At 49.9% G+C, this 14304-nt stretch carries 13 protein-coding genes; 9 read left to right on the top strand and 4 right to left on the bottom strand.

What is annotated here, in order from left to right; genetic code table 11:
* The first annotated feature begins 4 nt into the window (after positions 1 to 4).
* The 8 genes from hisH (at position 5) to B5P39_RS09025 (ending at position 8880) form a co-directional block, all read left to right on the top strand.
* Positions 5 to 655, top strand: coding sequence for an imidazole glycerol phosphate synthase subunit HisH (hisH, locus tag B5P39_RS08990; RefSeq protein ID WP_088211257.1), 651 nt, complete (start codon positions 5 to 7; stop codon positions 653 to 655).
* A gap of 132 nt (positions 656 to 787) precedes the next feature.
* Positions 788 to 1525 carry a 1-(5-phosphoribosyl)-5-[(5-phosphoribosylamino)methylideneamino]imidazole-4-carboxamide isomerase gene (hisA, locus tag B5P39_RS08995; protein ID WP_088211258.1) on the top strand — a complete coding sequence of 246 codons (738 nt, stop codon included), beginning with the start codon at positions 788 to 790 and terminating at the stop codon, positions 1523 to 1525.
* Positions 1507 to 2280, top strand: coding sequence for an imidazole glycerol phosphate synthase subunit HisF (gene hisF / locus B5P39_RS09000; RefSeq protein ID WP_088211259.1), 774 nt, complete (start codon positions 1507 to 1509; stop codon positions 2278 to 2280). The genes hisA and hisF overlap by 19 nt, the downstream gene beginning before the upstream one ends.
* Positions 2281 to 2324: 44 nt before the next feature.
* The gene (gene hisIE / locus B5P39_RS09005) at positions 2325 to 2984 is read left to right on the top strand and encodes a bifunctional phosphoribosyl-AMP cyclohydrolase/phosphoribosyl-ATP diphosphatase HisIE (RefSeq protein WP_023267317.1); all 660 of its coding nucleotides are present in this window, start codon (positions 2325 to 2327) and stop codon (positions 2982 to 2984) included.
* Positions 2985 to 3648: 664 nt separating this feature from the next.
* Positions 3649 to 4836: an aromatic amino acid transport family protein gene (locus B5P39_RS09010; RefSeq protein WP_088211260.1), complete on the top strand. Its 1188-nt coding sequence runs from the start codon at positions 3649 to 3651 to the stop codon at positions 4834 to 4836.
* A 257-nt stretch (positions 4837 to 5093) separates the two neighbouring features.
* The gene (locus tag B5P39_RS09015; RefSeq protein ID WP_088211261.1) at positions 5094 to 8291 is read left to right on the top strand and encodes a YdbH domain-containing protein; all 3198 of its coding nucleotides are present in this window, start codon (positions 5094 to 5096) and stop codon (positions 8289 to 8291) included.
* Positions 8292 to 8304: 13 nt separating this feature from the next.
* Positions 8305 to 8505 carry a YnbE family lipoprotein gene (locus B5P39_RS09020; RefSeq protein ID WP_011716849.1) on the top strand — a complete coding sequence of 67 codons (201 nt, stop codon included), beginning with the start codon at positions 8305 to 8307 and terminating at the stop codon, positions 8503 to 8505.
* 24 nt (positions 8506 to 8529) lie between these two features.
* Positions 8530 to 8880, top strand: coding sequence for a YdbL family protein (locus tag B5P39_RS09025; protein ID WP_011626323.1), 351 nt, complete (start codon positions 8530 to 8532; stop codon positions 8878 to 8880).
* 152 nt (positions 8881 to 9032) lie between these two features.
* On the opposite strand, the gene B5P39_RS09030 is transcribed toward B5P39_RS09025, so the two are convergent.
* The 4 genes from B5P39_RS09030 to B5P39_RS09045 form a co-directional block, all read right to left on the bottom strand.
* Complete coding sequence (locus B5P39_RS09030; protein WP_088211262.1) at positions 9033 to 9818, bottom strand: S1 family peptidase; 786 nt, start codon at positions 9816 to 9818, stop codon at positions 9033 to 9035.
* A 112-nt stretch (positions 9819 to 9930) separates the two neighbouring features.
* On the bottom strand, positions 9931 to 10773 hold the full coding sequence (locus tag B5P39_RS09035; protein ID WP_088211263.1) for a trypsin-like serine protease: 843 nt from the start codon (positions 10771 to 10773) through the stop codon (positions 9931 to 9933).
* A 345-nt stretch (positions 10774 to 11118) separates the two neighbouring features.
* Positions 11119 to 11958 carry an S-formylglutathione hydrolase gene (gene fghA / locus B5P39_RS09040; protein WP_088211264.1) on the bottom strand — a complete coding sequence of 280 codons (840 nt, stop codon included), beginning with the start codon at positions 11956 to 11958 and terminating at the stop codon, positions 11119 to 11121.
* Between the two features lie 127 nt (positions 11959 to 12085).
* Positions 12086 to 13225 (bottom strand): S-(hydroxymethyl)glutathione dehydrogenase/class III alcohol dehydrogenase, encoded by a 1140-nt coding sequence (locus B5P39_RS09045; protein ID WP_011622557.1) that lies wholly within the window; start codon positions 13223 to 13225, stop codon positions 12086 to 12088.
* Between the two features lie 195 nt (positions 13226 to 13420).
* On the opposite strand from B5P39_RS09045, the gene B5P39_RS09050 reads away from it, so the two are divergent.
* On the top strand, positions 13421 to 14302 hold the full coding sequence (locus B5P39_RS09050; protein WP_088211265.1) for a LysR substrate-binding domain-containing protein: 882 nt from the start codon (positions 13421 to 13423) through the stop codon (positions 14300 to 14302).
* Positions 14303 to 14304: the final 2 nt, after the last annotated feature.

A 14304-nucleotide genomic window follows, 5' to 3' on the forward strand; every position in this document is an offset into this window, starting at 1 on the left:
CCCAATGTCAGCAAACATAGATGAATTTGATGTTGTCATCATAGACACAGGTTGCGCCAACTTAAGCTCGGTCCGTTTCGCCTTTGAGCGCCTCGGCGCTAAGGTATTAGTCACCGATGACAAGGCCAGCATTAAAGCCGCCAAACGTGTGGTACTGCCAGGTGTCGGCAGCGCTGGCGCCGCGATGGCTTCGTTAACGGAAAAAGCCTTAGTCGAATTAATTCAGGGGTTAACTCAACCCGTGCTGGGCGTCTGTTTAGGGATGCAAATGCTCACCCTGCTCTCTAAAGAACGCGGCGGCCAAGCGCTGGATTGCCAATGCTTAGGCATTATTCCAACCGAGATTGACGAGCTAGACCGTCAAATACTGAAGGCAGAAGGTTTACCTCTGCCGCACATGGGCTGGAACCAACTGACCTTTAGCAATCCGTCTCAGGTTCACCCGCTGTTTGCCGATGTTCCAGTAGGCAGTTACGTGTATTTTGTGCACAGCTACCGCGCGCCATTAAGCGACTACACCTTGGCACAATGCCGTTATGGTGAGGACTTTAGCGCCGCCATCGGTAAAGACAACTTTATGGGCGTGCAATTTCACCCCGAGAAGAGCGCCGCCGTGGGTGCACAAATCCTAGGTAACTTTTTAAAAATGCAGTAAATGCAATCGCTTATTAGCTTTTGACTGAGCTAAGTGTTGGGGAGCTAAGTTTGGCTGAGCCAGCTTTTTTCAGCCACAACATTCAGCAATAAAGCGCGGCAGCAAATACGCCAAAAGAATTAAGGACAACAGATGATTATTCCAGCAATTGATTTAATTGATGGCCAGGTAGTGAGGCTCTACCAAGGGGATTATGGGCAGCAGACCACTTTCGATTTAAGCCCGCAGGCCCAGTTGCAATCCTACCAAGACCAAGGGGCAAGCTGGCTGCATATTGTAGATTTAACTGGCGCGAAAGATCCTACAAAACGCCAAACGGCTTTGATTGCTAAGCTGACAGCGGGGCTTAACGCCAATATTCAAGTGGGCGGCGGGATCCGCACTGAAGAGCAAGTCGCCGAGTTATTGTCCCTTGGGGTAAAACGCGTGGTAATAGGCTCGCTCGCCGTCAAAGAGCCAGAGCTAGTCAAAGGCTGGTTTAACAAGTTTGGCAGCGAGGCAATTTGCCTGGCACTGGATGTGAATATCAATCAGAACGGCGAGAAAATCGTCGCTGTTTCTGGCTGGCAAAGCGGTGGCGGTAAGAGTCTAGAGTCTATCGTCGAAGACTTTAGCCAAGTTGGGCTTAAACATGCATTGGTGACGGACATCAGTCGCGATGGCACCCTCACTGGCGCCAATACCGCACTCTACCATGAGCTATCCAGCCGCTATCCCAATATCGCTTGGCAAGCCTCGGGCGGCATTGCCACCCTTGAGGATGTTGCCGCCGTCAGAGACAGCGGCGCCGCGGGGATCATTATCGGTAAAGCTTTACTTATCAATCAGTTTAATGTGGCGGAGGCAATCCAATGCTGGCCAAACGAATAGTCCCCTGTTTAGATGTGAAAGATGGCTGCGTGGTCAAGGGCGTACAGTTTCGCAACCATGAAATCGTTGGCGACATAGTACCACTCGCGGCGCGTTACGCCGCAGAGGGCGCCGACGAACTGGTGTTTTACGATATCACTGCCAGTGCCCATGACCGTGTGGTCGATAAGTCTTGGGTGAGCCGAGTGGCGGAGCAAATCGATATCCCCTTCTGCGTTGCCGGCGGCATTAAAACCATCGGCCAGGCGCGCGAGTTACTGGCCTTTGGCGCGGATAAGATTTCGGTCAACTCACCCGCTCTTAGCGATCCGAGTTTAATCTCACGCCTGCAGGATGAATTCGGCCGTCAATGCATAGTGATCGGCATAGACTCTTTTTATGATGCGGCAAGCGACAGTTATAAGGTGAAGCAATTTACCGGCGATGAAGCCGCCACCAAAGAAACCGCTTGGTACACCCAGGATTGGGTCGAAGAAGTACAAAAACGCGGCTGCGGCGAAATCGTGCTCAACGTGATGAACCAAGATGGCGTGCGCGGTGGCTATGATATCAAACAGTTAAGCCTAGTACGCCAGCTGTGCGATGTGCCCTTAATCGCCTCGGGCGGCGCTGGCACTATGACACATTTTCGCGATGTGTTCATCGATGCGAAGGTGGATGCAGCGCTAGCGGCCAGCGTGTTCCATAAAGCCATTATCAATATCGGCGAGTTAAAACTGTATTTAGCGGCCGAAGGCATCGCCATTCGCCAGTAACTCAACATCAGTAGCGATTGATAGAAATAATAAGGTATACAGATATGACAACTGGAACCACTTCAAGCTGTTGCCAAGGCCCTGCAAGCGCAGAACTGGTTAATAGCCTCGACTGGGAAAAACAACAGGGGCTTATCCCTGCGGTTATCCAAAATCACTTATCGGGCAAGGTGTTAATGCTCGGATTTATGGATAAAGCCGCGCTGCAGCACACGCTAGCGACCGGTGATGTGACGTTTTTTAGCCGCTCTAAGCAACGTTTATGGACCAAGGGCGAAACCTCGGGCCACACCCTAAAATTGGTTGCCATCGATAAAGACTGTGATAACGACAGCTTGCTGGTGCAGGTGTTACCCAATGGCCCAACCTGCCATAAAGGCACCGAAAGCTGCTGGCTCGATGGCAATGCCCACCCGTTTTTAAACAATCTGGCCGAGCTTATCGCCTCGCGTAAGGGACAAAACCCTGAGTCGAGCTACACCGCTTCCCTTTTTGCCCGTGGCACTAAGCGCATCGCCCAAAAAGTCGGTGAAGAAGGATTAGAAACCGCCTTGGCTGCAGCGACCCACGATAAAGAGGAGCTGATTAACGAGGCATCGGATCTGGTGTATCACTTGTTAGTCTTGCTTGAAGATCAATCACTAAGCTTAAGTGATATTAACGCCAACTTGCTTGCCCGCCATCAAAAAGCGCAGCAAAAGTAGTCCGCTTTCAAACCTCGAAGCACCACTCTGCCGCATTCCTTTTGGTCTGCGGCAGAGTACTCTTGATTTTGCATTCAGTTACGGCCTATTCACTTGCCGTAACCAACAAAAGTTCAGCCTCCATAATCCACCTTGCTACTCTTAACCTCTGCTAAAAACGGCACGACGTCACACAAATTGTACACTTGGCCCCTGACAAAAAATCAGCAAAATACTGTTGTAATGGTTGACAAGTACACCTTAACTGCCTATCGTAGCCTGCGTCCTCGAACCCGCACGAGGCATTGACGCAACTTATTAACGTTTAAGACAAATTTAAAAACAGGCGAATTGCCTTCGTTATGTGATGTGACCAAGCCATTAGATGTGTTCAAGTCACTCGATGTTATTAAGTGCCGAATTAACCCCAAGCAAAGGCGAGTTTTATGCGTATTACCACAGCTTATTATCCCTATCTGTAGCCGCAATGGCATAGATAGGCACACCCGCCTGACCTTCCATTGTGGCCATATCCCCAACGATCCGCAGATTGCGCCACGATCACAATACAGGTACATCACGTACCCTTTAATTCCCAGTATCACGCGCCACTCTGCACAGCTCCTCAATAAAGCACTCATCTGAGACAGTTGAGCCATTAATAAAGACGTTTGAGCGTAAAGTTATGACACAAAATAAATTTTTCGGCAGTTTGCTACTGATTGCAGGCACCACCATCGGCGCGGGCATGCTCGCACTTCCTATCGCCTCAGCAGGACTCGGTTTTGGTGTATCGAGCCTGATTATGTTGCTCCTCTGGGCGCTGATGGCCTACACCGCCCTGCTGATGGTTGAAATCCACCAATTTGCCCCGAGCGATGCGAGCCTGAACCAATTAGCCCGCACACTTTTGGGCGCTAAGGGCCAAGTGATTGCCAGTGTTGCCCTCATGTTTTTACTCTACGCCCTGTGCGCCGCCTATATCGCGGGTGGCGGCGAGCAAGTCAATCAAAAGCTCAATGCTTGGTTAGGATTAAATCTGCCGCCACAGGCCGGCGCCATCTTATTTACCCTGTTAGTCGGCACCATAGTCGGCTTAGGCACCCATTGTGTCGATTTGATCAATCGCGTGCTCTTTAGTTTGAAAATCATCGCGTTAATCCTAATGCTGGCCCTATTACTGCCACAGGTCGAAGGCACACATTTACTCGAGTTGCCACTAGAGCAAGGGCTTATCGTGTCGGCCATTCCAGTGATTTTTACCTCCTTTGGTTTTCATGGCTCGATTCCATCCGTGGTGCGCTACTTAGGCGTTGAGGTAAAAAGCCTGCGTAAAATCATGCTGCTCGGCTCGGCGTTACCGCTACTGATTTACCTGCTGTGGCAACTGGGCAGTCAAGGCGTACTCAGTCAAAGCCAACTGATGACGAATCAGAGTCTTTCAGGCTTTATCAATCAGTTAGCCAGTGTACTGCACAGCCAATACTTAAGTTCTGCCATCAGTGTGTTTGCCGATCTGGCGCTGGCAACTTCCTTTTTAGGGGTGAGCCTAGGTCTGTTTGACTTTATGGCGGCGAACTTAAGGCAGCAGGATAATGCTGCGGGTCGCAGTATCACCGCCGCCATTACCTTCGTGCCACCTCTGGGTTTTGCCCTCTTTTACCCGCAGGGATTTATAACCGCCCTCGGTTATGCGGCGATCGCCCTCGTGATCCTCGCGATTTTTTTACCCGTGACCATGGTGTGGGTACAAAGACAAACGCGCGATAAGGCAAACCTGCCTCAGGGTTACCGTGTCGCGGGAGGGAAGCTCGGTTTATTGTTAGCTATGCTCTGCGGAGTGGCCGTGATTGGCGCTCAGCTCTTGGGATAAGCTGCGCGGATAAACAATCGCGATAACGCTATTTTACTTTAAGCCGTATAAGTGCCTGTAAAATCAAGATGAATAATGACAGGCACTCAATCTTGCTTCGCGCAAGATTGCCAAGTTCTTTATTAGTCAGCCAGCGGCTTGAGTGTTAAACTGCCGCTAATCCCGCTTGCCGCTGAGCATCGGCAGCCCCAAATCGCCTCACGCTCCCATGGGGAACGGTAATCAGGCGCTGATGATAAGGATGACAGTAAAACCCAATGGTTAAGACGCCGACATCGCCAAATCAGGAGACTGCCGAGCACTCGCATCAGGCGATGCCTCAAGAGACGACTGCGGCCGCAGCGCCATATTCGGCGGCGCCTCGCCGCGGTTCAACACTCAAAAAGCGCCTAAAACAAAGCCTGATTGCCACCACAGTGGCCGGCCTCTTAGCTGGCGCGGCGCTAACCATTTGGATTGTCAACAGCCAAACCGAAGCCCTGATCCTGCGCGTCGCAAATTATGCATTAAGCGGCATGGACGGTGAGCTTAGCGATATTCGTTTAGGCCCCATGGGTTTAGAACATTGGCAAATTCGCTCTGCGAGTCTACGCGTACATGACTCGCATTTAGTAATAAATAATCTTGATATTCAGCTTGAATTCAACTGGCCCAAGAGCCTTGAAGAACTGAAGCAACTTGTCCAAGTTGAGAGTTTGACTCAAAAAATCAAGCGCATTAGCACAGGCGAAATAGACGTTGAACTAGGCGCATCGCTGCTGGAGCGAAGCCCCACCATTGCCGATGAACAAACACCGGCGCTGGCACTAAATATCAAATCCTTACCCTTAATTGAGATAGGTAAAACCACGCTCAGATTAGCGCCGCAGGCAGAGCTTCCCGCCTATCAGCTGGTGATGGATACACTCAGCCTGAATCATCAAGCTGAATTAATCACAGCCTTTAGCAGCCCCGAGGGTGAGCCGTTAGTCCAGCTTGCCGCTACGCTTGGCAACGAACAATGGCGCTTGAAGAGCGAACTTAATATCGCGCCGCTACTGGAAAACCTGCATCAAATTGGCCTGCGCCAAACCCAAGGGAGCATCCTCAGCCAACTAACTCTGTGGGATCAACAGTGGCAGCAACTTGGGATAGGATTAAGTGGGCAACTGAGTTCTGAGAGTGCAATGACACTCGCCACAGGCGAAATCATAAGCCGCCACCGCATTCAGCAGCCCAACATCAGCTTAAGCCATTTTGCCGACTTAACGCTCGCGCCGCAGCCTGCTTTGGGGTTTGAGCTTAGTGGATCACTTGCCTCACTCAATCTCACCCTTGAGCCCTTTAGCCTTGCGCTTACGCCGAATGCGGCGCAGCACACGCAGCTATTAGCGGCGCTTAATCAGTCTCTGCAATTGAGCGATGTAGACTATCAAGCGCTCCTTACCCTGCTCTCGGGGCTGAAAAGCAACGAGGCGCCCGTGGGCCTTGCTTTTTCGATGACAGCGCCGCTGCACTATGCGCTGACATCTCAAGCGAACACCCATAAACCAATAGCGCTGCCCGCAATAGAGTTAACCACCCTAGGCAGTAAGCTTGAGACGCGCATTCACTTGCAAGAGACCCAGTTAACGCCCACACCAGATGCTTGGAATGTCGCGAGCCGCTGGCAACTCGCGCTTAAGCAAACTTCCCCACTGACGCTGCGAGACCTCTGGCACGTAGCCCCGCAGGATCTCAGTTGGGGCGCGGGAATGCTGCAAACGGCGGGTCAGGTCAGTGTTGCTCAATCGGCTCAAGGACTGAACTGGCAAGTCAGCACAGCCCCAGTGACGAGTGACTCAAGTGACACTCTGCAATTTGCGCTGGAAGATGTGCAGCTACAACAAACAGCGCAAACCGCCGAGCATCAAACTAAACAGACGCAGTTAAGCCTTGGCAGTATTCAACTCAACGCCAAGGCCCCCATGGCCGCAAGTGCAACCCAGTTAGTGACTCATAATACGACTGGCGCACAATCGACCGAGTTTGCCTTCAAGCTGCCGCCGCTCTCACTCGCCTTGTTGCAGCTGCGCGTGAGCCAAGCGGTAGAGAATCTTGCGGGCAACAACAGCGCCGCGAGCGCAATACAGAGCAGTCGCAACGATATTAGCCTCAAGGCGTTCTCCCTTGAGACATCAAAGCCGATGACGCTCGATTACTCGTCATTGCAACCCATTGTAAACACTATCCAATCAAGTCAGTTGACTAACCAAGTTAACTGGCAAGCGCAGCAACTCTTGATTGAAAAGCAGCTCAGCGTCAAAGGCCGAACACGTAAGCAGACTGTGCTTAAACTGGATAATTTAACGCTCGCGCAGACATTAAACTGGCAAAACCAACGCCTTAACGGCCATGAGCAGTGGCAAGTCGGCACGGTTGCGCTGCAAAGCGACCATCAATTACAGTTCGCCACGTCTCACAAATCCCTGCTGTTAACCGGTCAGTGGGCTGTCGATACCAGCATGACAGAGGCGCTATCTTTGCTTAACCAAACCCAGCCCTTGCCCGCTGAGTTAAATGTGACCGGTCATAACCAATTACAGGCACAATTTAAGCTGACACATGAGCCAGAGCAGACCCAATTTGCGATGCAAATTACCCAGTCGATGACAGAGCTGGAAGGTTTTTATCAAGACACGACCTTTGAAGGCGGGAAATTACAGGCCCAGTGCGAGTTCACCTGGGGGCAATCCTATAAGTCGCCGAAAGCGCCAGGCTATTTCAGTAGTTTAAGCCGACTAAACTGCCCGCAAACCATGATGACCTTTAACTTGTTCGATCCCGGTTTCCCCTTGACCGATATCGAAGTGGAGGCAGATATTGTCCTCGCCAAGGATGCAGAGAAGCTACCCGACAATTGGCTGCAACAACTCACGGGCTTGAGTGATACTGACGTGTCGATGACCGCCAAGGGCAAGGTATTGAGCGGCCAGTTCTTACTGCCTGATTTTAATTTAAAATTGCAGGACAAATCCCACGCCTATCTATTATTGCAGGGCATGAGCCTTGAGGAAGTGCTGCGCGTTCAGCCGCAAATTGGTATCTATGCCGATGGTATTTTCGATGGGGTGTTACCCGTGGATTTGGTCGATGGCAAAGTCTCGATCAGCGGTGGCCAACTGGCGGCCCGCGCACCCGGCGGCCTCATCGCCATTTCGGGTAATCCGGCGGTCGATCAAATGCGCCAATCGCAGCCTTATCTCGATTTTGTATTTTCGGCGCTAGAACATTTAGAATACAGCCAGTTATCTAGTAGTTTCGATATGGATCAAACCGGCGATGCCAACTTATTAGTGGAAGTCAAAGGCCGCAGCCGAGGGATTGAACGTCCTATCCACTTGAATTACTCTCATGAAGAGAACATGCTGCAATTATTCAGGAGTCTTCAGATTGGTAACGATCTGCAGGACAGAATCGAAAAATCCGTGAAGTAACAAGGAAACCTCAGTGAAGATCATTCAATTACAGCAAGTGAGTTTAGGTACATTGCTGCTACTGGCGGCATTGCAAGGCTGTGCGCCAACGGTAAAGATTGAGCCGCCTGACAAACCGATTGTGATTAATCTCAATGTGAAAATTGAACACGAGATAAAAATCAAAGTGGATAAGGAGCTAGATCAGCTTCTATCAGATGATAAGTTGTTCTAATCACAAAGAATTGAGGAATATACAATGAAATCAATGCCACTCAAAACCCTGCTACAAAAGCCCACATTACTGCTGTTGCTCGGCCTGAGTTTATTCAGCTTAAATGCCTTTGCTATGTCATTGCAGGAAGCCAAATCCCAAGGTTACTTAGGTGAGCAGCTCAATGGCTATTTGGGCCTAGTGCAAAATAATAGCGAGGCCAAAGCTGTGATGGACGATGTGAACAACAAACGCCGCGCCCATTACGAAACCATCGCTAAAAAGAACAATATCTCCGCCGCCGATGTGGCCAAACTTGCCGGTGAAAAAGCCATCGCCGCCACAGATAAAGGCAACTATGTGCAAAACGCCCAAGGAAAATGGGTTAAAAAGTAGAGAGTTAGCACTAGTAAGCGACTAAGCACTGACAAAAATGCCTGCAATTGCAGGCGTTTTTGTCTCTATCATTGATTACGGAATAAAAAAACGTACCTTTTTGATGCTGAGGCTGTACACCCATATCGCATCCATTGCAGCATTAAGCATTTTTAGCTATCAGAGCAGCCAGCGAGCACAATCTTTGATGCCTGAAATAAGGTTTGCTCAATCCAATCCCGAAAGTATGAAATACGTGAGTAATGTTCAATCACGCCATACTTGCCCTCTTCCCAATTGGTTGACTCGGCATTTTGCCATGAGCTGACACCGATAAGGCAAACTGAATCGGCCGGGGTGAGGTATGCGGGGCCACCCGAATCTCCAGGACCACTGATCCCCTCCAATGGCAAGGCATTTGCGTCACGGTCAAAGATAAATTGCAGCCATTGCTCCTGCACCCCGACCACGGCATTGTGTGCCGCACGTAATTGTTTATCGGCCCCCGCGACGCCCACCAGCCCATTACCATAATCGCCGCGTCCGACGAAGGTGGCTATTTTGCCCGTTTCGGTAGAGGAATGATTCAATTTAGCGAGTGTTGCATCTTCGATGGGAGAAGCCAATTGAACCAATGCGATATCGTAGGGAAAGTGCCTTTCTTTCCAAAGTGGATGTTTTATCACCTCTTTAATCGAGTAAAAATCCGTTTTAAATTGCACTTTATTGCCTATCTTTAGTTCATTGGCCACATGCGCCGCCGTCACAATCCATTGCTTATCGATAAGGCTGCCAATGCCAAGCACGATTTCATCACCTTTATAAAGTCCTAAAAAGGTGACCGTCGAATTATCGCTTTGCGCCGCCGCTTGGTATTTCGTGTCTTCCACATCATGCCTAATAATCATTGCATGGGCGGTACTCGTTATCGCCAGTAACAGTACGAACATCCATTTCATATTGAACTCCCTATCGTTGTATGTTCTCTTTCGCCACTATTCAGTTAACCGCGCACTTAGCCTTGACATAAGTTGGTATGAAGTAGAATTAACCGTGGTTAAATCTATCGCATTAAAGAGATGGTTTTAACCCTATATCAGCACAGACTTCGGCTAACATTTCTGCCGTCATTCCTGCTGGCAGTTTATCCAGTTTTGGCAGGGCGAATTGCTGCTGCAGTTTTGCGTCGCCACTGGTGATATCCTCAATCCAAGCGCTAAAGAAAGACACTCTGGAATACACTTCCACCACGCCATACTTGCCTATTTCGCCTCCACCCACTCTGGAGCTGATCCCAAGTAAGTAATGTATGCCCTCAAGCGTGAGATAGGCTGGACCACCACTATCACCGCCGCCAGAAACCCCTTCCAAGGGTAGCGCCTCATCCCCCGAATCGAATGTAAATGTTAATAATGGCCCTTGGGCAAATTCGACGCTATTTTGCGCTTTGCGCAGCACTCCTGCATTGGCGCCATTATCCACGGTTTGCCCCGTTAAACCACTTCCGGTGCCACCCGCCCCGATAAACCAGATGTTTTTGCCTAATTCATCGAAGCGTTTGTAGAGTCGAGCAGGCGCCACACCTGTTACGGTGTCGACTAATTTGATTAATGCAATGTCATGGCTAATGCCTGGCTGATACCCCTTATGCACAAATACACTGTCGACCTTATGGTCAGTATCCAGTATCCGAATATCACTCCCGGGGGTGATGCAAAAAGTGGCGTGAGCCGCAGTCACAATCCAATCTGGCTTGATTAAGACGCCATGGGCGCCATCGGTATAAAAAGTGGCTAAGGGTGGAAAATCGCTCGCATCAGCAAGGTACTTTTGCGCATCCACATCGTGGCGCACCACTAGGGCCGATGCCGATAGGCTAAAACAGAGGAGTAAAATCGTTAGAGTGATACGCATTATGTCCCTATGCCATTTAGATTGGGCGAGCGGATTAACTCAAATAAAATGCCCACACTAAGACGGTAACTACCGAGTGATTAAGGCAATGCTATTGCACCCAGCCATTCCTATTAAACCCGATATTCCTATTGGCGAGAACTTAACAGCTTTTTCTTATTTGAGATATAGCCGCTGCATTCAAATCATTCAGACGCAATGGAATAACATGACATGTTGAATGACATCGCAATTTATCCGTATAAAATAAAAAGCGCGGTGAACTTAATGTTCACTGCGCTTTTTATATTAACCCCTAGAGTTTAACTCTAGGGGTTAATGCTTGGGGGTTAACACTAGGCCGCGTTATTTAAAATACAAGCTATGGAATTTAAGGTGTTCTTCGATAAAGCTCGCAATAAAATAATAGCTATGGTCGTAGCCCGCCTGCATACGCAAATCTAAGGGGTAACCTTTTGCTTTGGCAATATCACTGAGCGTTTGCGGCATCAGTTGCGCCTCTAAAAAGCTGTCGGCGTCACCTTGGTCGACTAATACGGGCACTTCGTTAATCGCCAGTTTGAGTAACTCACAGGCATCGTATTGGCGCCAGTGCTCGCGATTCTCGCCCAAATACTCGGTAAAAGCTTTAATCCCCCAAGGCGCGTTGCTTGGATTACTGATAGGACTAAAGGCCGAGATTGAACTGTATCTGTGGGGATTGGTTAACCCTATGACTAACGCGCCGTGCCCGCCCATCGAATGGCCAGAAATAGCGCGTTGATCTGTTACGGGGAAATTGGCTTCGATCAACGCAGGCAGTTCATGCACTATATAGTCGTACACTTTATAGTGACGATTCCAAGGCGCTCTGGTCGCGTTCAAATAAAACCCCGCGCCGAGACCTAAGTCATAGGCTTTATCCGGAGCATCGGCAACATCATCGCCACGCGGGCTGGTATCCGGGGCGACGATAGCCATTCCCAGCTGAGCCGCAATACGCTGCGCGCCCGCCTTCTGCATAAAGTTTTCGTCGGTGCAGGTGAGACCCGATAGCCAATACAACACAGGCACAGGTTTGTTGGCCGTCTCGGGAGGCAGATAAATCGCAAAGCGCATCTCGCAATTCAGCGCCTGAGATTGATGGCGATACTGTTTGTGCCAACCACCAAAACTCTTGTTACAACTGATATTTTCTATGGTCATTTCAATCCCTTTCCTGTTCACTTTCAGCGTTTAGCTTGTCGTTCAAGACCCTATCACAAGCTTAAAACGCATAAGCAGCAGATAAGCCGTTAGCGTTTATCTGCTGCTGTGATGGCAAACTGAGCGCTTATTTATCGAAATGGATCACGCTGCGAATGCTCTTGCCTTCATGCATCAAGTCGAAGGCTTCGTTAACTTGCTCAAGTCCCATAGTGTGGGTGATAAAGTCATCGAGCTTAAACTCACCCGCTAGGTATTGCTCAACGATTTTAGGTAATTGCGAGCGTCCTTTCACGCCTCCGAAGGCAGAACCGCGCCATACGCGGCCCGTCACCAGTTGGAATGGACGGGTAGAAATCTCCTGCCCTGCGCCCGCAACCCCAATGATCACTGACTCGCCCCAGCCCTTGTGGCAACACTCGAGCGCGCTGCGCATCACATTGACATTACCGATACATTCGAAGGAGTAATCCACGCCGCCATCGGTCATCTCGACAATCACCTCTTGAATAGGTTTGTCGAAATGTTTCGGGTTAATACAATCGGTTGCCCCTAATTTACGGGCAAGTTCGAATTTGGATTCATTGATATCGATGGCAATGATCCGACTGGCTTTAGCCATTGTTGCGCCAATAATGGCCGAAAGACCGATACCACCAAGGCCGAAAATCGCCACGGTCGCGCCCTCTTCCACCTTAGCGGTGTTCATTACGGCGCCCATACCTGTCGTCACACCACAACCCAGCAGACAGATCTCTTCTAATGGCGCGGTTTTATTGACTTTAGCCAATGAAATCTCAGGTAATACAGTGTATTCAGAGAAAGTAGAACAACCCATGTAATGGAAAATGGGCTGGCCATCTTTATAGAAACGCGTGGTGCCATCTGGCATTAAACCTTTGCCTTGGGTCGCACGGATCTTCTGGCACAGGTTTGTTTTACCCGATAAACAGAATTTACATTCGCCGCATTCTGGTGTGTAAAGTGGGATCACATGGTCGCCCACCTGCACGCTGGTCACGCCTTCGCCCACTTGCTCAACAATACCACCGCCTTCATGGCCGAGGATCGCAGGGAACACGCCTTCCGGATCGTCACCACTTAAGGTAAACGCATCGGTATGGCATACCCCAGTCGCCACGATGCGAACTAACACTTCGCCGGCTTTAGGTAACATCACATCGACTTCTTCAATCTTGAGCGGCTGTCCCGGCCCCCAGGCCACGGCGGCCTTTGACTTGATAAACTGTGGTTTTTCGTTCGACATGCTTGCCTTTCCTTCTCTTAATCAATGGGCTTATCGATTTACGGCTTATCCTAGCCCGACTCGCTTGTAAGCATAGATTGGGGCGGGCGGATAAGCTTAAAAATAGTGTGCAGTAATGCAGTCACTAGATTGTATTTATTTCCTGAGGATTGATAATCTAGCATTTTGGCAATTCATTTTTACTAAGGGGTAATAATGTACCTTTGGGATGGCATATCAGAATTTGTGGCAGTGGCCGAAGCCGAGAACTTTACCTTGGCGGCGCAGCGCCTCAATGTGTCCACCGCCCACGTGAGTCGGCAAATCGGCGCGCTGGAGAATCGCCTCGGCACTAAGCTGTTTTACCGTACGACTCGTAAGGTATCGCTCACCGAAGAAGGCACGATTTATTATCGCCATTGCCGCCAGTTGCAGACAGGACTCGAGGAGGCTGAGCGGGCCATTACCGATCTAAAGGGCTCACCCCAAGGATTAGTAAAACTCACCGCGCCCGTGGCCTACGGCGAAAAATTTATCATGCCATTGCTCAATGATTTTATGGTGCAGTATCCCAGCGTGGAATTTAATGTCGACTTGACCAACAGAACCTTAGACTTGATTGAAGGCGGCTATGATTTGGCTATTCGCCTTGGCAAACTCGCCGACTCCAGCCTGATGGCCAAACCCTTAAGTAGCCGCACCCATTATGTGGCCGCCTCACCCAGTTACGTTGAAAAATACGGTGAGCCCCATACGCTTTCGGAATTAAATCAACATAATTGCCTGATCGGAAATCACAATTACTGGCGCTTTATCGAAAATGGCCGCGAGCGCAATATCAAGGTACGTGGCAACCTTATCTGCAACAGCGGTTATGCCCTGCGCGATGCAGCGTTAAAGGGCATAGGGATCGTGCAACTCCCTGATTATTATATTGAGGAAGATATTCATGCGGGTAGACTCATCTCCTTCCTCGACGCCCACCGCGAAGCTAAAGAAGGCATTTGGGCGCTCTACCCCCAGAATCGTCACCTGAGCGCCAAAGTGCGGGTATTAGTGGATTATCTGGCGGAAAAACTAGCAATTGTGAATGCGTAGTA

Origin of the sequence: Shewanella sp. Shew256, from assembly GCF_002196695.1 — a bacterium.
GTDB lineage: Bacteria > Pseudomonadota > Gammaproteobacteria > Enterobacterales > Shewanellaceae > Shewanella > Shewanella mangrovisoli.